At 40.8% G+C, this 22,240-nt stretch carries 18 protein-coding genes; 17 read left to right on the top strand and 1 reads right to left on the bottom strand.

Annotation, left to right across the window (positions count from 1 at the left end; translation table 11 throughout):
• Positions 1–104 precede the first annotated feature (104 nt).
• Positions 105–2,927, top strand: coding sequence for a right-handed parallel beta-helix repeat-containing protein (locus AC6ESO_RS07140; protein WP_497090765.1), 2,823 nt, complete (start codon positions 105–107; stop codon positions 2,925–2,927).
• A 542-nt stretch (positions 2,928–3,469) separates the two neighbouring features.
• Here AC6ESO_RS07140 and AC6ESO_RS07135 read toward each other — a convergent pair.
• Positions 3,470–3,838 (bottom strand): helix-turn-helix domain-containing protein, encoded by a 369-nt coding sequence (locus tag AC6ESO_RS07135; protein WP_091221433.1) that lies wholly within the window; start codon positions 3,836–3,838, stop codon positions 3,470–3,472.
• A gap of 363 nt (positions 3,839–4,201) precedes the next feature.
• On the opposite strand from AC6ESO_RS07135, the gene AC6ESO_RS07130 reads away from it, so the two are divergent.
• The 16 genes from AC6ESO_RS07130 (at position 4,202) to asnB (ending at position 22,097) form a co-directional block, all read left to right on the top strand.
• A complete protein-coding gene (locus AC6ESO_RS07130) occupies positions 4,202–4,951 on the top strand; it encodes a YveK family protein (protein WP_497090764.1) in 750 nt (249 codons plus the stop codon).
• Positions 4,932–5,621 (top strand): CpsD/CapB family tyrosine-protein kinase, encoded by a 690-nt coding sequence (locus AC6ESO_RS07125; protein WP_497090763.1) that lies wholly within the window; start codon positions 4,932–4,934, stop codon positions 5,619–5,621. Before AC6ESO_RS07130 ends, AC6ESO_RS07125 begins: the two co-directional genes overlap by 20 nt.
• 266 nt (positions 5,622–5,887) lie before the next feature.
• The gene (gene galU / locus AC6ESO_RS07120) at positions 5,888–6,778 is read left to right on the top strand and encodes a UTP--glucose-1-phosphate uridylyltransferase GalU (protein ID WP_497090762.1); all 891 of its coding nucleotides are present in this window, start codon (positions 5,888–5,890) and stop codon (positions 6,776–6,778) included.
• Between the two features lie 90 nt (positions 6,779–6,868).
• Positions 6,869–7,495, top strand: a complete 627-nt coding sequence (locus AC6ESO_RS07115) for a sugar transferase (RefSeq protein WP_497091069.1) — start codon at positions 6,869–6,871, stop codon at positions 7,493–7,495.
• 19 nt (positions 7,496–7,514) lie between these two features.
• Positions 7,515–8,453, top strand: coding sequence for a GDP-L-fucose synthase family protein (locus tag AC6ESO_RS07110; protein WP_497090761.1), 939 nt, complete (start codon positions 7,515–7,517; stop codon positions 8,451–8,453).
• Positions 8,454–8,479: 26 nt separating this feature from the next.
• Positions 8,480–9,475: a GDP-mannose 4,6-dehydratase gene (gene gmd, locus AC6ESO_RS07105; RefSeq protein ID WP_497090760.1), complete on the top strand. Its 996-nt coding sequence runs from the start codon at positions 8,480–8,482 to the stop codon at positions 9,473–9,475.
• Between the two features lie 84 nt (positions 9,476–9,559).
• On the top strand, positions 9,560–10,318 hold the full coding sequence (locus tag AC6ESO_RS07100; protein ID WP_497090759.1) for a WecB/TagA/CpsF family glycosyltransferase: 759 nt from the start codon (positions 9,560–9,562) through the stop codon (positions 10,316–10,318).
• 4 nt (positions 10,319–10,322) lie between these two features.
• Positions 10,323–11,432: a glycosyltransferase family 4 protein gene (locus tag AC6ESO_RS07095; protein WP_497090758.1), complete on the top strand. Its 1,110-nt coding sequence runs from the start codon at positions 10,323–10,325 to the stop codon at positions 11,430–11,432.
• Positions 11,429–12,634 carry a glycosyltransferase gene (locus tag AC6ESO_RS07090; protein WP_497090757.1) on the top strand — a complete coding sequence of 402 codons (1,206 nt, stop codon included), beginning with the start codon at positions 11,429–11,431 and terminating at the stop codon, positions 12,632–12,634. The genes AC6ESO_RS07095 and AC6ESO_RS07090 overlap by 4 nt, the downstream gene beginning before the upstream one ends.
• Positions 12,635–12,676: 42 nt before the next feature.
• Complete coding sequence (locus AC6ESO_RS07085) at positions 12,677–13,771, top strand: glycosyltransferase (RefSeq protein ID WP_497090756.1); 1,095 nt, start codon at positions 12,677–12,679, stop codon at positions 13,769–13,771.
• 1 nt (position 13,772) lies between these two features.
• Complete coding sequence (locus tag AC6ESO_RS07080; protein WP_497090755.1) at positions 13,773–15,080, top strand: O-antigen ligase family protein; 1,308 nt, start codon at positions 13,773–13,775, stop codon at positions 15,078–15,080.
• A gap of 48 nt (positions 15,081–15,128) precedes the next feature.
• A complete protein-coding gene (locus AC6ESO_RS07075) occupies positions 15,129–16,292 on the top strand; it encodes a glycosyltransferase (RefSeq protein WP_497090754.1) in 1,164 nt (387 codons plus the stop codon).
• 80 nt (positions 16,293–16,372) lie between these two features.
• Entirely contained in the window at positions 16,373–17,290 is a 918-nt protein-coding gene (locus AC6ESO_RS07070) for an ATP-grasp fold amidoligase family protein (RefSeq protein WP_497090753.1), read from the top strand.
• An 80-nt stretch (positions 17,291–17,370) separates the two neighbouring features.
• Positions 17,371–18,843 carry a lipopolysaccharide biosynthesis protein gene (locus AC6ESO_RS07065; RefSeq protein ID WP_497090752.1) on the top strand — a complete coding sequence of 491 codons (1,473 nt, stop codon included), beginning with the start codon at positions 17,371–17,373 and terminating at the stop codon, positions 18,841–18,843.
• Between the two features lie 55 nt (positions 18,844–18,898).
• Complete coding sequence (locus AC6ESO_RS07060; RefSeq protein WP_497090751.1) at positions 18,899–20,071, top strand: glycosyltransferase; 1,173 nt, start codon at positions 18,899–18,901, stop codon at positions 20,069–20,071.
• Between the two features lie 97 nt (positions 20,072–20,168).
• Entirely contained in the window at positions 20,169–22,097 is a 1,929-nt protein-coding gene (gene asnB / locus AC6ESO_RS07055; RefSeq protein ID WP_497090750.1) for an asparagine synthase (glutamine-hydrolyzing), read from the top strand.
• Positions 22,098–22,240 lie beyond the last annotated feature (143 nt).

Raw genomic sequence — 22,240 nt, 5'->3', positions numbered from 1 at the left:
AGTTGGACACAAGTCCCGTCAAGCGCTCAGTACAGAAGCTCGTATTCTCGCATATGATACGTTGATAGTTTTATATTTTCCAATAGATAGAGGAGGTAGATAACTTGGGAGTAACTCAAATATATGCCGGGCCTACGCTTCCAGATGAAGGATTAAATCAATTTGATGTGTTTATGGATGGCGTTATTCCAACCTATTTGCAAACGCTTATTGCAACGAATAAGGACGTAGATTTGTTGATGGTTGCCATGGAACAATTCTCAGAAGTCTATGTAGCGGCAGGAACGCCGGGAACACCTGAAAATGCCGCTTATTTACGACTTTCAAACAATGTTGCTCCGCCAACTGAGGACGGAGACATGCTTAAATCGGTCTATGATGTGAATAAAGACGGTATTGTTGACCAAGCGGCTAAGTTACAGGTTGCCAGAACGATTTCCTTAACAGGCGATGTGACGGGAAATGCAGCTTTTGACGGATCTGCGAACACCTCAATCCAATCAACCATCCTTATTGCAACACCAAACGCTAAGGGTCTATTAAGTGCGGCAGATAAAACTAAGCTGGATGGCGTTGCAACCGGAGCAAACAACTACACGCATCCGGCAACGCATCCGGCAACGATGATTACCGAAGATACCGGTCATCGCTTTGTTACGGATTCGGATAAGGCTACATGGAACAGCGCAGGCGATATGATGCGCTCCATTTATGATACAGATAATGACGGCATCGTCGATCAGGCCGAGAAACTGCAAACGGCAAGGACGATTGCGATTAACGGCGATGTGACAGGAATGACTCTCTTTGACGGAACTTCGAATGTCACTATAAATGCGGCTATCCCAACAGTTACGCCAAATGCGAAAGGACTTATGGCTGCAACGGATAAAACTAAGCTGGATGGCGTTGCAACCGGAGCAAACAACTACACGCATCCGGCAACGCATCCGGCAACGATGATTACCGAAGATAGCGGTCATCGCTTTGTTACGGATTCCGATAAAGCTACATGGAACAGCGCAGGCGATATGATGCGCTCCATTTATGATACAGATAATGACGGCATCGTCGATCAAGCCGAGAAACTGCAAACGGCACGGACGATTGCGCTTAACGGCGATGTGACAGGAACGACTATCTTCGACGGAACTTCGAATGTCACTATTAATGCGGCTATCCCAACAGTTACGCCCAATGCGAAAGGGCTTATGCCCGCAACAGATAAAGCCAAATTAGATGGGGTTGCGACCGGAGCGAACAACTACACACATCCGGCAACGCATCCGGCAACGATGATAACAGAAGATGACACACATCGTTTTGTAACCGATGCCGAGAAAGCGGCTTGGTCCAACTCATCATCGGACGGCTTACGAGGCAATGTACTAAACTACGGTGCAAAAGGTGACGGCGCAACAGATGATACGGCGGCTTTTCAAGCTTGTTTGGATGCAAACAATTTCGCTTATATTCCGACAGGTACGTATAAGATAAAAACGGTCTATGTGAACAGAGGTGCTACAGTTCGTGGTGAAGGGTTCAGTTCCGTCATCCAGCCTTATACAGGTGCTACAGGTTCTTTATTTTCCATTAAAGGCGATTATGTTACATTCGAAAAATTTTATATTCATGGTTTAGGTGTGAATATTCACGGATTTGCGGACTTTGACGGAGCGCGTACCGATTGGTATGAAAGGTTTCATTTTAACGATCTGGTTACTTATAATATTGGTGGTAACACGTTTCACTTAACAGGGCGCGGTCTCGATTATATCTTTGATACCTGTTTTATTGATAATTCGGGGGGGTACGGGCTTTATGGCCGTAATTTATCAGACAGTCTGATGACTAATTGTAATATCGGGAGTTCAGGTAAAGCAGGTGTTTCTATCGACGGAGGGAATTTCCGTTTTGTCGGTACAAAAATCTATATGAATGGCAGGAACGCACCTGGATATGCCGGACTAGAGGCAAGCAATACGCTTGGAGTAAATGTATCGGGTTGTGAGATTCAGCAGAATGTTTATGACGGGATCTTGTTTACGAACGTTGTCGGCTCATCTATTATGGCGACTGTACTGGACAGTAACAATAAAGTAGGCCTAACCGGCTCGTATGCACAATTAAGGCTAATTAATTCGTCTTTTAATAAAATTGATGCAACTATGATCGATGGACGGTTTACAAACTTTGATCCTCCGTACAATACGCCGGGACTCAATGGGATTGTTCAAGACGATAAATGCTGCTATAACAAATTCGACATTAATTACTACCCGTACGATCTCGTTTACTCCAATAAAGCAAAACACGTAGCCGCTCCAATCACGGCGACAGTTAACGACATATCATCTATTTTCAATGTAAATAATATGGACTATTTTAGCTTCCCATCTACGCCTATTATTGTAGGAACAAACGCAACGATTGGTACGGGAGCCAATCAGGGAAGCAGTGCAAATTTTGTCATCACGGGCTCGTCAGTAAATGGCGGTACTCAGATTAACCTTACGCAGACTGCAAATAAGACAGTAGCAGCTAACGGGGAGTATTATTTCAACAGAGTAGCGCTCACGATGGCAGACTTTACAGGGGCGAACAGTCCAACTGGGAAGAGCAGGGTGTTCGTTGCCTATGATTCCAAAGTACTCGAAACGGTTCCGGGAGGCCTCAGTGTCTTGATCAACATCTCCGAATCGAGCACGGCACATCCGACGCCTGTTACAACCGGCCAAGTCCGTATCATTAACTTAAACAAAAACTCACAATGGATGCCGATTGCCGCTTATAAACCGCTTAACTATTCGAAAGAGGCGGGATTCGCAGTAAATCTGGAAATTAATATTGGCTGCAATCAGATTACAACGTTAGCCACCTCAGATATTGTCGCATCCATTCGCAATATTCGGGTCGGATTTTATTGAGTTAATGGAATAAAAAGTAAGAATATACACCTTATTGTAGACCGCTCTCCTTTAAGAGTGGTCTTTTGTGTGTTTGTAAACGAGTGTTACGAATTCTGCTATGCCGTAGTAAAATATACCGACAATCGACAAAAAAACATTTTAAATGTGATAGAAGTCCCACAACCTTCGACATCCTTTTTGGATGAGGTTGGATATAATTAGTGAAGACAAGTAGAGCGATATGTAGAGAGATATATAATACGGGTGAGTACATGTAAGAGGAGTAGTCAGCAAGTCAGCTAAGTACGGACAGATCAAGTCAGATTCATTATAAATAGAGGGAGTCGGAGCTGGGTATGATGAGAAAATTCGAGGATCAGAACAACGAAGCACAGACAACAAAGGAAATTCTACAGTTGGATGTACGCACCATAATGGAGCAGCTTGGAATTGATCTTTCTAAATGGCCCTCAGATTTACCTCCACTTCAAAGCAATAAATAAGATAACAATAAAAACCATAGTCGATGCGGACTATGGTTTTACTATTTAATGAAAGCATCATTTCATATTTCTCTCTGCTCGAACGAAAGCGACGAAACGTCGTGTTTCTTCCAGAGATAATTTCTTTCCATCAATGGCTAATGCAAGTCTGCTTAGCAAATCTTCCTCGGAGAGCTCCAATTGGTCAACAAACTCGCGAACAGGCTCATCCAAAGTGATATGAGGCACGTTCGTTCTTCCGACAAGGTAGTCGACAGAAACCTTGAATAAGTCGGCAAACTTAGATAGTGTTTCCGTATCCGGTTCGCGGCGGTTTTTCTCATAATGGGATAAGGCTGCGCGTGAGATTCCGAGTAATCCCGCTGTCTGTTCTTGTGTCCAACCCCGATCGTCCCTCAGTTTGGCAATACGGTCACCAATATTCATATTTCTCCTCCTAACAGGCTATAACTCCATATTAATACGAAACGCTTACAAATGCATTCATTGCTACGAAATGTCACAATGTATCCAAAACAACGAAAAAACTATTGACATGCTACGTTCCGTATCGTAAAGTAAGTCTTGAAAAGAGATACAAATTGTATCACAAAAGCATTACTATTCATTACCCGATGCGGTACCGGTTATACCCGCTGTCATTCACAATATTCCGAATTCTATTTCGGTAAAGTGATTCAAATGATCGACAATTATTTGCATAAATGCCCCGGTTCTAACCCATTATTAATACACAATTTCAATTGTTGTTCTGGTAAATTCTAATTTTAATTAATTGGAGGTATTTAAGTGGAACTTAAGGATTACACGAAGATCATTCGCAAGAGACTTCTTCTTATCTCTGCAATTGTAATGGTGGCATGCGGGTTAACGGGAGTTAAGACATACCTTTATACCGACCAGGTATATCAGGCTACTGCGAAGCTGATTGTGAGTCAATCCTTTGAAGTTGGCGGAACCAGAACAATAGACTGGGATGTCATTCAATCAAATATTAGGCTGATAAGCTCCTATAAAGAAATTATAAATTCGTCGGCCATCTTGAACAAAGTGGTTAATAACTATCCGGATTTAAAAGCTTCGCCCGGAGAAATAAGCTCCGTGCTAGAGGTTAGCGCTGCAAGCGATTCACAAGTTATGAATATAAACGCAAAGGATGTTTCCTATGAACGAGCGGCGCATATCGTAAATGCCGTTGCTACTGTCTTTAAGAATGAAATTCCGTCCATTATGAAGGTAGATAACGTTACGATTTTGTCAGAAGCGAATCCGAGCTCAGACGGATCAGTGATCAATAAAAGCCCCATTTTCTATATCGCCTTGAGTTTCATCGTATCTCTGATGTTGGCAATCGGCTTTGTTTTCTTACTCGATTACTTCGATGACACGATTAAGAGCGAAGAAGATGTTCTACAATCGCTTGAGCTGCCGGTACTGTCACATATTACGAAAATCAATAAATCGGATATGAATCCCCGTAAGTCGCGGATATCTGAAAAAAAAGTAGGTGAAGGTACATATGTCACAGCAAGACAATAAACAACGTCTTCTTATTTCGGCTATTAACCCCATGTCGCCAATCTCGGAAGCATATCGTACCTTACGTACAAATATTCAATTCTCTGCAATTGATCAGCCGATGAAAGTACTCATGGTTGCTTCTGCCAGTGAAGGAGAAGGAAAGACCACTACGATTACGAATCTAGCCGTGACTTACGCACAAGAAGGAAAGAAAGTGCTCCTTATTGATACGGATTTGCGGAGACCTACCTTGCATTATGTATTCCAATTAACGAATCGAACTGGTTTAACTAGCGCAATTCTTAATCATCAGGTGCTTGCAGACGTTATTAGGGAAACAAGTGTAGAAAATCTCTTTGTCTTAACTGCCGGACCTATTCCGCCCAATCCTTCCGAAATACTGGGCTCACAACGTATGCAGATGCTGATCGAAGAGCTGAAGGGCTTGTACGACGTCATTCTCTTCGATACACCGCCTGTTCTTCCGGTAGCCGATAGCCTTATTGTTACTTCCTACTGTGACGGCATCATACTTGTAGTTCATGCGGGCAAAGTGAAGAAAGAGCTGCTCAAGAAAGCGAAAACCAGCTTGGAGCATGCTAAGTCCCGCATTCTAGGCGTCGTTCTCAATAATAATGAGCGCTCTAAGAATGATGGGCAATATTACTACTACTACGGCAGAAAATAATAGATAGCAGCAAAGTGAACATTCCTTGGGTGATGCCTACTGGACCTTTATCACACGTAGGCACTCGATCATGCTGTGGGCTGGCTTGCCAGCCTTAGACGTTCATCGTCAAGGGTGTGATGTGAGGCAGGGTTTAATGCCCTCTAATACTGCGGCCATAAACGACTAAAAAAACGAGCTATGTTTTTAATGCAAATAAAGGTATAGCTGGTTTTTTTAACAGCAGCATATTCCTTAAGAATTTAGATTAATAGGAGTGAATGATGATGAAGAAGGTTAGAAAAGCAATCATTCCAGCTGCAGGTTTAGGGACGCGATTCTTACCGGCGACGAAGGCAATGCCTAAAGAGATGCTTCCGATTGTCGACAAGCCAACTATTCAATACATCGTGGAGGAGGCCATTGCATCCGGGATCGAAGATATTATTATTGTAACGGGTAAGGGAAAACGAGCGATCGAGGACCACTTCGACATTGCTTTCGAGCTGGAATCCAGCTTGATGGAGAAGGGGAAGATGGAGCTGCTCGGGGAAGTGCGTAAATCATCGAATGTCGACATTCATTATATCCGGCAGAAGGAACCGAAAGGTTTAGGACATGCGGTATGGTGCGCTCGTAAGTTTATAGGGAATGAACCGTTTGCCGTACTCTTAGGGGACGATATCGTAGTTGCTGATGTGCCATGTACCAAACAACTGATCACACAATACGAGCAGGTAGAGCGATCCGTTATTGGTGTTCAAGCCATTTCCATTGAACTGATGGAACGCTATGGGGTAGTTGACCCTTTAGAGGCATATGGCAAGCTCTATTCAGTCAATCGTTTTATAGAGAAACCCAAATTAGGTACAGCCCCTTCCAATTTGGCCATTATGGGTAGATACATCCTAACTCCTGAAATCTTTGATTTTCTGGAAAATCAAGAGGTTGGAGCAGGTGGAGAAATTCAATTGACGGACGCCATTCAGAAGTTAAATGAATTTCAAGGCGTCTATGCTTATGACTTCGATGGCAAACGTTATGACGTTGGTGAGAAGTTAGGATTTATTACGACGATGCTTGATTTTGCGCTGCTCAATAATGAGCTGCGCCTGCCTCTATTAGCGACGATGGAAGAGATTCTAGAAAATGAAAGATTAAAGAAATATAAATTGTAGGATAGGTGGAAAAGAATGAGAGTAACCACACAGCGGAATGATGGGGATGTCGTAATCAATAGGGCAAAGCTTTCGACTTCAATCCAATCCATGGAGAGATCAAGGGGGCTGATTCCGTACTTAATGGTGAAACGAGCAGTGGATATTGTTTGTGCAGCTATGGGACTGATCTGCTTGATTCCTGTCTTCATTATCGTGGCGATTATGATCAAAATGGAGGACCCGCGTGCTCCTATTTTTTTTCACCAGATTCGAGTTGGTAAAAATGAAAAACCGTTTCGCATGTATAAGTTTCGGTCGATGGTATCCAATGCAGAAGTATTGCTGGACGGACTATTAAGCCAGAACGAGATTAGCGGGGCTATGTTTAAGATGAAGGAAGACCCGCGAATTACTAAAATAGGGAAGTTCATTCGAAAAACCAGTATCGATGAGCTGCCGCAACTATGGAACGTCATCAGAGGCGAAATGTCCATTGTTGGACCTAGACCGCCATTACCTCGTGAAGTAGAAGAATATACGAGCTATGACAAATTAAGACTGAAAGCAATGCCGGGCTGCACCGGCCTGTGGCAGATCAGCGGAAGAAATGGATTAAGCTTCGGCGAAATGGTTGAACTGGATCTGGCATACATCGAACAGAGAAGCCTTTTCTTTGATTTTAAAATTATGATTAAGACCATAAAAGTAATAATAGGAAGTAAAGACGCTTTTTAACTTGATCTGAGGTGCTGATATGGATAAAAGTTCGGCAATATACGTTGCAGGCCATAGAGGTTTGGTTGGTTCTGCAATTCTTAGGGAATTAGAGAGAAGAGGTTATGAGAATCTCATTTACCGTACCAGTAAAGAACTAGATTTAAGGAAGCTAGATCAAGTGCAAGACTTTTTTGAGAATCACCACATTGATTATGTCTTTCTGGCTGCAGCTAAAGTGGGCGGAATCGTGGCAAACAATGATTTTCCGGCAGATTTCATCCGTGATAATTTACTCATTCAAACGAATGTGATCGATTCTGCATATCGTGCCGGTGTGAAGAAGCTTATGTTTCTGGGTTCCACATGCATTTATCCTAAATTTGCACCTCAGCCATTGAAAGAAGAGTATTTGCTAACCGGTGAGCTGGAGCCTACGAATCAACCTTACGCCGTTGCTAAAATTGCCGGGATCAGTATGTGCCAATCCTATAATCGTCAATATGGAACGCAATACATATCCGTAATGCCAACGAATATGTACGGGCCGAATGATAACTTCGATTTGAAGACCTCACATGTTTTACCTGCACTTATCCGGAAATTTCATGAAGCCAAAGCAGTTAATGCGGGGCAAGTTGAGGTATGGGGAACCGGTAAGCCAAGACGTGAGTTTCTACATTCGGATGATCTTGCAGAGGCTTGTCTTTTCCTAATGGAAAACTATGCAGATAGTGAAATTGTGAATGTCGGCGTAGGAGAAGATATTTCAATTCGAGAGTTGGCTGAATTAATTAAGAGCATAGTTGGCTATCAAGGAGAGATTCAGTTCAACTCCACGTTACCGGATGGTACGCCAAGGAAATTGGTCGATGTTTCAAAGATCAACAGTCTTGGGTGGAAGGCTAGAATTTCGCTGGAAGAAGGTATTAGATCAGCCTATATGGCTTTCCAAAAAGATTATCTCATTATTAAATAAAAACAGATCAGGTGGAGGGAAATGATATGCAAAAGCGCGCTTTGATTACCGGTGTTACCGGCCAAGATGGGTCTTATTTGGCAGAGCTTCTGCTGGATAAAGGATACGAGGTCTATGGATTGAGAAGAAGAACCAGTACTCCAAATTATGAGAATGTAAGTGCAATTAAAGATAGAATTAAATGGATTTCAGGAGATCTGACTGATCTCGCCTCCCTTATAGAGGCTGTCAAGGCTTCTGATCCAGATGAAGTGTATAACTTGGCTGCTCAATCCTTTGTTGCAGCTTCTTGGCCGCAGCCTTTATTGACAGGCCAAATCACGGCATTGTCTGTAACGAATATGTTGGAGGCTGTAAGAATTATGAAGCCTAATGCACGATTCTACCAGGCTTCAAGCAGTGAAATGTACGGGAAAGTTGTAGAAACGCCGCAGAAGGAAACAACACCATTCTACCCCCGCAGTCCTTATGGTGTATCCAAGGTGTATGGGCACTGGATCACCGTTAACTATCGTGAAAGCTTTAATATGTTTGCTTGCTCAGGCATCCTATTTAATCATGAGTCGCCTCGTCGCGGTCATGAATTTGTTACTCGCAAAGTGACGGATGCTGTTGCGAGAATTAAACTGGGTCTCCAAAAGGAGCTTAGAATGGGGAATCTCGATTCTCTGCGCGATTGGGGCTTCGCCGGCGATTATGTGAAAGCAATGTGGCTGATGCTTCAACAGGATGAACCCGAGGATTATGTGATTTCGACCGGTGAAATGCACTCCGTGAAAGAACTGCTCGAAGTCGCATTCTCTTATGTGGGATTAAACTATGAGGATTATGTTGTCATTGATCAAGAGTTTGTGCGGCCTGCTGAAGTAGATCTATTGCTGGGTGATTGTTCCAAGGCAAAGGAAAAACTAGGCTGGGAATTGAATATTGGCTTTAAACAGCTGGTTCATATGATGGTAGATGAGGATTTGAAGCGAGTACGGGCTGAGGATCGTTACAATCAGCTCATGTTGACCCACTAAAGTAGCATGCTTACAATTGCAATTTTATAAGTAGAGAAGGGCATCGGGCTGATGCCCTTTTTTGGTGCGAGGAGGTATCTCGTGATGATCCGAACAGTGGATAAGTCGAAAATCCCTACATGTAATATTCTAGGGGTGAATATAGCGGCAATTAATATGGAATGGCTGCTTGCGTATTTAAGTGAGAATATCGAGAAATTAGCCGGCGACTACATATGTGTATCCAATGTTCATACGACTGTCATTAGCTATGAAGAGCCGGAGTATCGAGCTGTTCAGAATGGCGGTATCTTGGCCATTCCAGATGGTGGTCCGCTATCTTCGATTGGCAGAAAACGCGGACATGAGAATATGGCCCGGACGGCCGGCCCTAGTCTGATGGGAGAAATTTTCAAGGTTTCGGTGGAGAGAGGGTATCGTCACTTCTTTTATGGTTCTACAGAAGAAACGTTAAAGAAACTCTACGCCAAGCTGAATGCAGACTATGCAGGCATTGAAATTGCCGGGATGTACAATCCTCCATTCCGACCGATGACAGAGAATGAGGATAAAGCTATTTTAGAGATTATTAATGCAAGTAAACCTGATTTTATTTGGGTTGGCTTGGGGGCACCGAAGCAGGAGAAATGGATGGCAGCTCATCAGGGTAAGGTGAACGGCTTGATGATTGGCATAGGTGCTGGATTTGATTATTATGCAGCTAATATTGCTAGAGCTCCTGAATGGATGCAGAAGAATAACTTAGAATGGCTGTATAGGTTGATGCAAGACCCGAAGAGACTGTTTAAGCGGTATTTTCATACGAATACGAGGTTTATATGGCTTGTAGCGAGAGGGAAATGAATCTATGGCTAAGAATCAAAAAATCTGTATGATTGTTCAACATCCAATGGTCAAAGGTGGAATCGCTGCAGTCGTAGGTGGGTATCGAGGGTCTATATTGGAGAATGACTATCAAATTAGATATGTTGAATCTTATATGGACGGAGAGAAAATGAAGAAGCTTTTCAAAGCCATTGCGGGGTATTTCGATTTTCTTAAGGTCCTTCTTATGGAGAAACCGGAGATCGTTCATATCCATTCATCTTTCGGACCGAGTTTTTATCGTAAGCTTCCGTTCATCTATTTGGCCAGTTGGTTTAGGGTCCCTATCATCAATCATTGTCATGGAGCGGACTTCAATACCTTCTATTTAAATGCGAGCCCTGGCAAGAAGCAGCTGGTTCAAAACACATATAACAAATGTACGATCATGCTTGCACTTTCTGCGGAATGGAAAGAACGGCTTGGCACAATCGTGCAGCATGAGAAAATTGAAGTCATTGAGAATTATAGCAGGATCCATGACGGGGCCATTCGAGAAAGAGCAAGCCGGAGCAGCAAGCATCAGATTCTCTTCTTAGGAGAAATCGGTCAACGAAAAGGCTGTTACGATATCCCGGCTGTTGTGGAGCGGGTTGCTGCCAAGTTTCCGAAAGTGAAATTTGTTCTGGGCGGCAGCGGCGATATTGAAACGGTACGAAATGCATTAAGGGAAAAAGGCGTGGAACAACATGTCGTGTTCCCAGGCTGGGTAAGAGGCGAAGAAAAGGATCGACTGCTTCGTGAGAGTGATATCTTCTTTCTTCCGTCCTACAACGAAGGGATGCCGATGTCCATTTTAGATGCGATGGGCTATGGGATGCCAATTGTGAGCACCGACGTAGGCGGCATTTCCAAAATCGTTCATGATGGCGAAAACGGGTATGTTTGTAATCCCGGGGATGTAGAAAAATTCAGCGATGCTTTAATCAATATGCTCATGGATGAAGAGCTTTGCAAACAATACGGCGATGCCAGTGTGAACATCGTGAAGCAAGGTTATTCCTTTGAAGGGCACATCAACCGATTAACGCGTGTATATCAGAGCTTATTAATTGGAAACAAAAAAAATCAAGTAGGGGTTTTAAGCGAATGAAAAAGGTTCTTTTTGTAATCCCAACTTTAACAACCGGCGGAGCAGAAAAGAGCTTAGTCAACCTGTTAAATCTGTTTGATTATTCCACGTATAACGTAGACCTGCTGTTATTTAAACAAGAGGGCGTTTTCATTAAACAAGTGCCCAAAGAGGTCAACATTCTTAGTATACCGAACACGTTGAAATATGCATTCAAAGCACTCGATGCGGATGGAATGAAACAAATTTCATCACTGAATTCAAATCTTAGAAGGTATTTAGGTGTTTTTTTGACGCGAGTCAAATATAAAAGCAATCGAAATTTGGGATCCCAAATTCGGTGGAACCTGTTATTTAAAAGTGCGATTAAAGAATTACCCGGCGAGTATGACGTAGCCATTTCTTATATGCATGGTGAAGCGATGTACTATGTTGCCGATAAGGTGCATGCCAAGAAGAAAATGATTTGGGTACACAATGACTACAACGCAGAAGGCTTCGATAAAGAGTTAGATCGTCCGTATTTTGCGAAATTCGATAAAATCGTCTCCATCTCGGATGAGTGCGTACATATATTTTGCGATAGCTTTCCTGATGCTGCGGACCGTACCGTTTACATCCCCAATCTCACATCATCGTCTTTGATTAAACAGATGGCCCGTGAGTTTCAACCGGTTGAATATGTGGAGGCTAGGGGAAGTGATCCTGATAAGGTGATCCTGCTGTCCATTGGCAGGCTCGTCACTCAAAAAGGATTTGATGTAGCCATTCAGGCGGCAAAAATCATGCAGGATCGGAATGTCAATTTTATCTGGTATATTATCGGCCAAGGTGAGCTGAGAGAGAAGCTGCAGAAGCAAATTATTGAAGCGCAAGTAGAGCAGCGATTCATTTTATTGGGGATTAGAGAGAATCCATATCCCTACTACTCCCATTGTAATATTTTTGTGCAGCCCTCTCGATACGAGGGGAAATCAGTTGCGTTAGACGAAGCGAAAATTCTTGCAAAGCCGATCATAGTTTCTAATTATGATACCGTGAAAGATCAGATTATCGAGGATACGGAAGGGATCATTGTTCCGCTGAAACCTGGACGAATCGCGGCAGCCATCATAGACTTAGTGAACGATCCTCATAAGAGCATGCAGCTTAGTGAATATTTGATTAGGCATGAGTATGGCAATGAGGAGTTAATCGAAATGTACTATAGGCATATCGGCTAAGCAATTGCTGCAAGTTGAATTTGCGCTAAGGGGATTAGTGATATGGCTGTTAACAAGTATTTATTTGTAACGAATTCTCTTTCTTCCGGAGGCGCTGAGCGTGTTGTCTCCATATTAGCAAGCGGTATTGCCGAGAGAGGGTATGAAGTTCATTTAATCCTTTATGAACGGGTACTGAACGAATATCCGATCTCTGACAAAGTGATCATACATCTGTTACCTAAAAATAAGGGTGAAAGCCGAATCAAGTATTTTGCGAATAAACTCGCAGCCATGAGAAGGACGATACGCGAGGTTAATCCTAATGTCATTATTCCCTTCTTACCTGATCAAGTGAACCACTTCTTTATTGCATCGCGATTTATGAATATTCCCTTCGTTGCTACGGTCAGAAATAACCCGTTTCAATATCCGGATTCGAAACGGAAGAGAACCGTTGGGAAGATCGTTGCATTGTTATCATCCGGGATATTGCTTCAAACGGAAGAACAAGCCGGCTTTTTTCCGGAATTTGCAAAACGCAAAACGCTCGTCGTTCCGAATCCGGTTAGCAATGACTTAATCGATTGTCATTATCCGAAGCGGGACTCCATTCGGGAGATCGCAACATTCGGGAGATTAAATAGCCAGAAGAATCAGGAGCTGTTAATCGAGGCTTTTGCAATGGCTTATAAAGCCAATCCCTCTTTAACATTAAGCCTGTATGGAGCGGGAGAAGAAGCTGACAGATTAAAGGATCTGGCTAAGAAACGGGGCATCGAGGATGTCGTAACGTTTAGAGGAAGAATATCGAACGTTGCCGAGGCGCTCATATCTACCGATTTGTTTGTATTATCGTCGAACTACGAAGGAATGCCGAATGCATTAATGGAAGCGATGGCCGTCGGATTACCTTGTATCTCGACCAATTGTCCTACTGGCCCCAAGGACTTAATTAATAACATGTCAGACGGTATTTTGGTTGAACGGAATAACGTCGGCGAGCTGGCAGCTGCAATTAATTACTGCGTTACGAATCCCGTTTTTTGCAATGAAGCAGGAAGAGCAGCCAAGAAAAAGATGAAAGAAGAATATCAAGTGGATATCATAATAGAAAAATTTATTAGAGAAATAAACGGGATAAAAGGGTGCTCATAAAATGAAGCCACATGAGATGAAAGTGGATTTAAAAGGAATTCTCTTTACCAGTATTATTGTGCTGATGCTAATTCAGTTAATAGTTCCGGGAATTACGGGGACTTGGGTGAGACAGGCTAATTCAAAAGCTTTTACGTACTTACAGAATTATTCCAGCCTGACATCATTATGCTCATCGGTGGCTAGCTATTTACTTTATCTTTTGTTGATTGTTTGCATATGGAGTAATCAGAAAAAGGGGAAAGCCCTATTATTTGCATATATTTGCACGCTTGTTTTTATAGTTTGGGGATTCTTCACCTTCTACGAAACGAAAATTCAAGTAGTTCTACTGGATGATGTTTCTATAAATATCATCCTAATTCCGTTATTTTATTTACTTGGTTATGAGAAAGCCATAATTAATAGCGCTAAAAGAATGATTCCATATATCGTTGTCCTGATGGTTGCATTGATTTTGTGGAGCAGCCTTTCTTTTGTATTCCAGTATGGGTTCTCATCGGAAACAAGAACATCGCCAAGTAAAGAAATGTTTGCTGTCGTGATTAGTGCCTATTGGTGCTACGCACTGGGCATGTCCGAAAGTAAAAAGTACCATCGAACATTTAAGTACGTGCTAGGTATTTGTTTATTAATTTGTGCTTTCCTTATTCAATCCAGAGGCTGGATGATTCAATGTATCCTGCTGCTGTATACCATGTTAGCCTATAGCACCGGTAAGAATGCTTTACTACGTAAAATCGTTGCCGTCTTTAGCGTCGTGCTCGTTTTCTTCTTAATTATCATTCTTTTGCCTAATGTTACAGCGGGCTTATTTAACCGGATGGGTGAAGACACGCGATCCGGGCAGTATGAGACGTTCTTCTCGCAAGTAGATGTAGCCAGTTTGTTATGGGGGAATGGACTTCAAGGAAGCTATACCTTCCTTGGGAATACAAACTATCGATACTTTGATAATCAATTTATCTATATTATGTTTCATTATGGTATTGCTCCGGTTCTTTGTTTATTTGGTGTTATCGGTGGCTTATTTAGAAAAATAAACAAGAATCGTTTAACGTTAGAGGAACAAGCATATATCGTCGGATGTCGGTTTATGAGCTTTTTCTTTTTGGCAGCTTTAGGCGGCTTGTCCGTCTATTTTAAATTTGGATGGAATCTTAGTACATTATTAGTGCTTATTTTCATCGGACACGGAGTTGCCATGATGAACGAAGCTAAAGAGCGTAAGCGTTGTAGCGAGCTGCGAGCAAAGCCCCCGGTAATTAAAGGTGCGGTATATGAAGGGATTGCGATTAAAAACGGTTAAAAAACTCCTAAATAGAGAGAACAATAGGATAACTAGTGGAGGACTGTAATGAATAAACGAATCTTTCTTTTTGGATTTTTAAACTACCCTCGTGGATCAGCAGCAGCCAATTATACGCAGTATTTAAGCAATGCATTGAAGGAGGCTGAGTATGATGTATACGTGATTACAAATATCAATGAGGAATTTAAGCTTCAAGAGCAAGAAGGTTATATGTCCTATAAAGCAATTAAAATTATTCCGTTCCATATATCTAAGAAAAGAATTTTACGCCGTTTAGAATTTGAATATGGGAAAGGGCGTATCTTAGTCAATATCTTAAAGAAGCATAATTTGACAAGTGAAGATATTGTATTGCTATATTCTCCGGATTTGTATGTACATCGAGAAGTTTTAAAGTATAAGCAGAAAGTTGGCTTTAAGACAGCATGTGTTGCTACAGAGTGGTTCCCTGCTGACTCATTTAAGTCAAGGCGTGAAGGGAAAGCATACAGTACTTATTTTGATCAGTTTCTTCCCCGGCATGACCTGCTGTTTCCCATCTCAAGCTACATAGAGAACCATTTGATTCAGAAAAAGTGTAATACGATGCGCTTGCCGATTATGGCAGATGTGCATGAGCATCCGGTAGGAACGAAGTCGTTTGATAAAATTAAATTTATTTTTCCGGGTAATGGACTCATGAAGGATGCGATTGAAGTCATCCTAAAGAGTTTTAGCCGGTTGACCTCGCAAGAAAAGAAACGAACAGAATTACATTTGTGTGGAGTCAAGGAGGAGCAAATTGCTGGATTTTTGACTCCGGAAGAATATGAGAACCTTACAGATATACTCGTCATCCACAAATGGATGAAGTATAAAGAGCTGATTACGTTGTATCAGGCTATGCATTTCCTGGTGCTGGCTAGAGAAGAGAATCAAATGACGCTAGCTAACTTTCCAAGTAAAGTGCCGGAAGTCATGTGCTATGGTGTAGTACCGATTGTGTCGCGTGTTGGAGATTATACGAAATATTATCTGGAGGATAATGTGAATAGCCTAATCTTTGACGGTTGTGATATCGATTTGTGTTTCGAAAAAATTAGTAAAGCACTGTCAATGACACAAGATGAAATAATGGAATTATCAACAAATGCAAGGGAATGTGCTGAAAATAAATTCGATTATCGAAATTGGGTTGAAAAAATACAAATTGCCCTTGTAAATCTATGAATATTTGGTTTTGAAAACAACTCGTCTTCATACTATGACGGTTTTTTTATTTGCTGGATTCTCTATCACTTGGGAGGTCAATGATGAAGCTCAAAGACATAGTTAAACGCAGCCCAATCTTATATACAGCGGTTATAACAGCAAGGGAAGCGAGGAAAAAAATCTCTAATTTAGTGCCTGACGAACCCTATATCAAGATGCAATATAAAAAACAAATGGGTAAGAAAATCGACCTGAGTAATCCTCAGACGTTTAATGAGAAAATTCAATGGCTAAAGCTTAATTGTCATTATCCTATCATGACAAAGTGTGCGGATAAATATGAGGTTCGGAGCTATGTTGAAGAGAAGATAGGTAACGCTGTTTTAAATAAATTATATGGCGTATATAAAAAGGTAGAGGATATCGATCTATCGGTGCTGCCAAACTCCTTTGTTATCAAGGTAAATCACGGCAGCGGTCAAAACATAATATGCAGAGATAAGAGTAACATGGATTTTAGTCAAGCATTTGTAAAAATTAAAAGCTTTTTGAAATCGAATCATTACTGCTACGGTAGAGAGTGGGCATACAAAGATATAAAGCCATTAATCATCATTGAGGAGTATCTTGATGATAATGGTCGTTCGCCAGATGATTACAAGATTTTATGTTTTCATGGAAAGCCGGAAATTATTCAATTGGACTTGGATCGCTTTGGTGAACATAGGAGGAACTATTACAACGTGGATTGGACCAAAATGGAGTTGCGGTTTATTGTCAATAATTCTTCGGAAGAAGTGCCTAAACCAGAAAATTTAGATGAAATGATACGCTATGCTGCAACACTAGCCGAAGGATTTCCTTTTGTAAGAATCGATTTTTATAATTTTGCCGGCAAAGTTTATTTTGGAGAAATGACTTTTTATCCTAATAACGGCATTGGAACTTTCTATCCGATAGAGTACAACAAAATTATCGGCGATAAGTTTATTTTACCTACTAGCAATATTACTTAAAATAATAAATTTATAGAAAAAACGATGAAGCCATATCATATATTCAAAAAATATAAATTATAGGATGTAGTGAGCATCGTATGGGAGATAAGAGTCTTAAGAATAAAGTTTTATCAGGGGTATTTTGGGCATTTAGTGAGCGAATTATAGCACAAGGTGTTTCATTTGTTTTGTCGATAGTTTTAGCACGGCTGCTTATGCCAAGTGAATATGGAATAATCGCTTTGGTTCTAGTGTTTATTAATTTGGCAAATGTTTTTGTTTCAAATGGAATAGGTGAAACATTAATTCAAAAAAAAGATGCAGATGAAACAGACTTTTCTTCTCTGTTCTATTTCAGCTTGATTCTCTCCATAGGTCTATATATGATGTTGTTTTTATTGGCTCCATATATATCCCTATTTTATGACAATTCTGAATTAGTGTGGGTATTGCGAATTATTGCACTAATAATACCTATATCGTCTATTAATACCATTCAGCAAGCATATGTATCGAAAAGAATGATGTTTAAAAAGATGTTTTTTTCGACAATATGGGGCACGGTAGCTTCCGGTTTGATTGGTATTGTTATGGCGTATCTCGGGTTTGGTGTATGGTCATTGGTAGCCCAATATTTGATTAATGCGGTAGTTAGTACAATTGTGCTTTTGTTTATTGCACATTGGAGACCGAGGTTGCTGTTTTCGATTAACTCCATTAAGCAACTAGTTGGATTTGGATGGAAACTTGTAGTCGCTAATTTTATTAATATTTTCTATGGCGAGTTAAGAAGTTTGATGATTGGTAAGCTGTATACAGCGACAGCTTTGGCTTATTACACCCGAGGGAATCAGTTTCCTAATCTCCTGATTACAAGCATAGATACAGCGATCGGCAAAGTGTTATTTCCAGCGATGGCGGAAGTGAATAACGATTTAAATCACTTGAAAAATGTAACAAGGCGATCTATGAAAATTACCGCATATATCATTTTTCCGCTTATGATTGGCCTAATGAGTATTGCACCTAATCTTATCGTGGTTTTATTGACAGAAAAATGGATTTCTTCAGTTCCCTTCTTGCAGATTTGTTGCGTTTACTGGTTGTTCCAACCTATGCAAACGGCTAACTGGCAATCAATTAAGGCCTTGGGACGAAGTGACATGCTTATGAAGTTGGAAATATATAAGAAAATAATTGGAGTATCACTACTTTTGATTAGTATGAATATAAGTGTATATGCAATTGCAATATCAAATGCTGCATTTGCAGGTATTTCAATGATAATCAATATGATACCTAATAAAAAGTTGATAAATTACTCGATGCTAGAACAATTTCGTGATTTAGCGCCAGCATTATTATTATCGATTGTAATGGGAGGAATTGTATATACTATTTCGTGGCTTCCATTTCCGGCAATCTCAATACTGATGTTACAAATTTTGTGCGGTGCAATCATTTATCTTGGGGCGTCCCATTTATTTAAAATTGATTGTTACGTATATTTGTCGAGTATGTTGACTACTAAGTTACGTAGGCGAAGATCGCTTGCTTTGTCAGCAACTTAACAACAATTTTATATCGCTGAATAGATATATTTAAGAGAATTATGGGGGGATCAAAATGAAAAAAAGAATTTTTCTACATGGAGGATTTTTAAATTATCCTCGCGGCTCAGCTGCGGCAAATTATGTGCAATATTTTAGTCAGGCATTGAAAGAGGCGGAATTCGACGTATACGTAATAACAAACATAAATGAAGAATTTAAGCTTCAAAAGCAGGAAGGTCATTTATCATATAAAGGAATTAAAATAATTCCATTCAATATGTCTAAAAATAGGATTCTACGAAAACTAGAATATCACTATTTACAAGGTCATGTCTTAATCAACATCTTAAAGAAGTATAATATTACAAAAGAAGATATTGTATTAATATACTCTTCAGATTCAGATTTATTCGTTCATCGTGATATTTTAAAGTATAAAGAAAAGATTGGCTTTAAGACAGCAAGCGGTGTTGCAGAGTGGTTCCCTAATAGTATATTTAAATCAAAACGTGAATGGAAGGCATACAATATTTGTTTTGAACAGTATCTACCACAACATGATTTGATTTTTCCCATTTCTACATATATTGATAACTATTTGACAACAAAAAATTGTAATACAATGTGCTTACCTATTATGGCAGACGTGCATGAATATCCTAATGAAAATAAATCTTTTGATAAAATCAAATTTATTTTTCCGGGAAATGGATTAATGAAGGATGCAATTGAAGTTGTTTTGAAGAGTTTTAGTCAATTGACTTCCGATGAAAAAGAACGGGTAGAGTTACATATATGTGGAGTCAAGCGAGAGAAAATTGAAGGAGTATTGACCTCGCAAGAATACGAGAATTTGAAAGAGATACTCGTCATACACAAATGGATGGAGTACAAAGAACTAATAAATTTGTATCAGGCAATGCATTTCTTAGTGTTGGCAAGAGAAGAAAATCAAATGACCCTAGCTAATTTTCCAAGTAAAGTACCAGAAGCAATGTGCTATGGTGTAGTACCTATTGTATCACGGGTAGGAGATTACACTAAATATTATTTAGAAGATGATGTTAATAGTCTGATCTTTGATGGGTGTGATATCGATTTGTGTTTAGAGAAAATCCATAAAGCTCTGTCTATTACACAAGAAGAAATTTCGAAATTATCAATAAATGCAAGAGAATGTGCTGAGAGTAAATTTGATTATAGAAACTGGGTAGGGAAAATACATTATGCACTTGAGAATATTTGATATCTGATGCTTAAAGGGTTGATGTTAAATGGGGAGATCCTAACGGTATTAAACAGTCATTCAACAATTAACTTAGTGAAAAAAAGGAGCTTTCCATATGTGTGGTATAGCCGGTTTTTTTTTAAAGAACGAAAAGTATTCATCCGAGAAATTCGCCCGCATCTTAAAGAGTATGACGGAACCGATCTATCATAGAGGTCCTGATGATGAGGGAAGCTGGATTGATGAGGAGACAGGGGTTGCACTGGGTCATCGGCGGCTTTCCATTTTGGATTTATCGCCAGGGGGACATCAACCGATGTTAACAGCATCCAGGCGATTCTGTATCATTTATAATGGGGAAATTTATAATTTCACCGATATCAGACGTGAGCTGGAGGAATTGGGCTGCAAATTTCAAGGCCAATCGGATACGGAAATTTTGCTTGCAGCTATCGAGCAATGGGGTGTAGTTAACGCTGTAAACAAAGCTACCGGTATGTTTGCGGCAACTGTTTTCGACAGAAGAGAGAAAAAAATCTATTTGTTTCGAGATCGCATGGGCGAAAAGCCATTATATTACGGTTGGATGGGCGACACGTTCCTCTTTGGCTCGGAGCTGAAGTCGCTGCGGAAGCATCCTGATTTTCGAGGCAATATTAATCGTGACGCTTTGGCTCTTTATCTCAGGTATAACTACATTCCTGCTCCACACTCCATATACGAGGGCATCTATAAGTTGCCTCCGGGCACAATCGGCACGTTGGATTTAACGAATCCAGCCAAGGTGATCAGTCTAAAAGAATACTGGTCAGTCAACGATGCGGTTGTCAAAGGAATGGATGATACCTTTACAGACACAGATGAAGAAGCTGTAGAGGAACTAGATCGTTTGATGAGAAATTCAATAAGACGACAAATGCGGGCAGACGTTTCTTTAGGAGCCTTCCTATCGGGGGGGGTTGATTCCTCCGTCGTTGTCGCCTTAATGCAGCAACAAAGTAAACAGACCGTCAAAACATTTACCATCGGATTTAATGAAGCCGGGTATAATGAAGCTGAACATGCCATGGCAGTAGCCCGTCATCTTCAAACCGAACATACTGAATTATATGTGACACCGAATGAAGCTTTAGCTGTTATCCCCCACTTGCCTCAAATGTATGATGAACCGTTTGCAGATGCTTCTCAGATTCCGACTTTTTTAGTATCGCAACTAGCTAGGCAAAAAGTTACGGTTAGTTTGTCAGGTGATGGCGGTGACGAATTGTTCGGAGGGTATCGCCGTTACTTTGAGGCTATGCGGGCATGGGGCAAAATTAAGGTGATTCCTAGGCCAATCAGAACCATGATAGCATCCTCTATGAAGTCCATTCCTTCGCATCTATGGGATCATGCCGGAGTTTTCTTTCCTGGGCAAGGAAGAAGACCTGGCGAAAAAATTCACAATATTGCCGATGTGCTGTCGTTAAAAAATGCACAGGAGCATTATCGGCGATTAATATCTCAATGGAATCCGTACGAGCTAATTATTGCTGGCTCTGAAGTTCCGACCTGGCCCTTTAGTTCACCTCAAATAGCCAATCATACACAATGGATGATGTATAAAGACACCGTTAATTATTTGCCTGACGATATACTTGTAAAAGTCGATCGTGCAGGAATGGCGGCTAGTTTAGAATCTAGAGTGCCTATGCTGGATCATCGAATTGTAGAATTTGCATGGCGTCTGCCCTTATCGATGAAAATAAGAGATGGAAAAGGCAAGTGGTTGCTTCGGCAAGTTCTTTATAAATATGTACCTGCAAGTCTTATTGACAGACCAAAGATGGGATTCGGCGTTCCTATCGATCAATGGCTGAGAGGCCCTCTTAAGGACTGGGCAGAATCTTTATTATCGCAAGAGCTTCTTGAGAAACAAGGCTTCTTTCAAGCCGAACCTATTCGTAAAAAATGGAATGAGCATCTATCCGGCCGTAGAAACTGGCAGTTTGCGATTTGGCCAATTCTTATGTTCCAATCGTGGCTGGAAAGTAATACGAAATAAAGGATCTGATGTAGAAGTACCGGTGTATTCAAAACAGATCTATTCGGAGTAAGGATAGGTCTATTTGCGTTGCTTGTAACTAATACGGTAGAAGAAACTTTCAACTTAATGATGATGGAATCAATTAATGTTGTGGTGAGGCA

This window comes from Paenibacillus rhizoryzae (assembly GCF_059686995.1).
Note: the sequence above shows the minus strand (reverse complement) of the source record. Positions and strands in the feature narration are given on the sequence as shown.

Excerpts from the sequence above, each read along its gene's own strand:
- AC6ESO_RS07090 (WP_497090757.1), top strand. The coding sequence starts at position 11,429 with ATGAAAAAGGTTCTTTTTGTAATCCCAACTTTAACAACCGGCGGAGCA.
- AC6ESO_RS07085 (WP_497090756.1), top strand. The coding sequence starts at position 12,677 with ATGGCTGTTAACAAGTATTTATTTGTAACGAATTCTCTTTCTTCCGGA.
- AC6ESO_RS07080 (WP_497090755.1), top strand. The coding sequence starts at position 13,773 with ATGAAGCCACATGAGATGAAAGTGGATTTAAAAGGAATTCTCTTTACC.
- AC6ESO_RS07075 (WP_497090754.1), top strand. The coding sequence starts at position 15,129 with ATGAATAAACGAATCTTTCTTTTTGGATTTTTAAACTACCCTCGTGGA.
- AC6ESO_RS07135 (WP_091221433.1), bottom strand. The coding sequence starts at position 3,838 with ATGAATATTGGTGACCGTATTGCCAAACTGAGGGACGATCGGGGTTGG.
- galU (WP_497090762.1), top strand. The coding sequence starts at position 5,888 with ATGAAGAAGGTTAGAAAAGCAATCATTCCAGCTGCAGGTTTAGGGACG.
- AC6ESO_RS07060 (WP_497090751.1), top strand. The coding sequence starts at position 18,899 with ATGAAAAAAAGAATTTTTCTACATGGAGGATTTTTAAATTATCCTCGC.
- AC6ESO_RS07115 (WP_497091069.1), top strand. The coding sequence starts at position 6,869 with ATGGAGAGATCAAGGGGGCTGATTCCGTACTTAATGGTGAAACGAGCA.
- AC6ESO_RS07095 (WP_497090758.1), top strand. The coding sequence starts at position 10,323 with ATGGCTAAGAATCAAAAAATCTGTATGATTGTTCAACATCCAATGGTC.
- AC6ESO_RS07070 (WP_497090753.1), top strand. The coding sequence starts at position 16,373 with ATGATGAAGCTCAAAGACATAGTTAAACGCAGCCCAATCTTATATACA.
- AC6ESO_RS07100 (WP_497090759.1), top strand. The coding sequence starts at position 9,560 with ATGATCCGAACAGTGGATAAGTCGAAAATCCCTACATGTAATATTCTA.
- asnB (WP_497090750.1), top strand. The coding sequence starts at position 20,169 with ATGTGTGGTATAGCCGGTTTTTTTTTAAAGAACGAAAAGTATTCATCC.
- AC6ESO_RS07110 (WP_497090761.1), top strand. The coding sequence starts at position 7,515 with ATGGATAAAAGTTCGGCAATATACGTTGCAGGCCATAGAGGTTTGGTT.
- gmd (WP_497090760.1), top strand. The coding sequence starts at position 8,480 with ATGCAAAAGCGCGCTTTGATTACCGGTGTTACCGGCCAAGATGGGTCT.
- AC6ESO_RS07125 (WP_497090763.1), top strand. The coding sequence starts at position 4,932 with ATGTCACAGCAAGACAATAAACAACGTCTTCTTATTTCGGCTATTAAC.
- AC6ESO_RS07065 (WP_497090752.1), top strand. The coding sequence starts at position 17,371 with ATGGGAGATAAGAGTCTTAAGAATAAAGTTTTATCAGGGGTATTTTGG.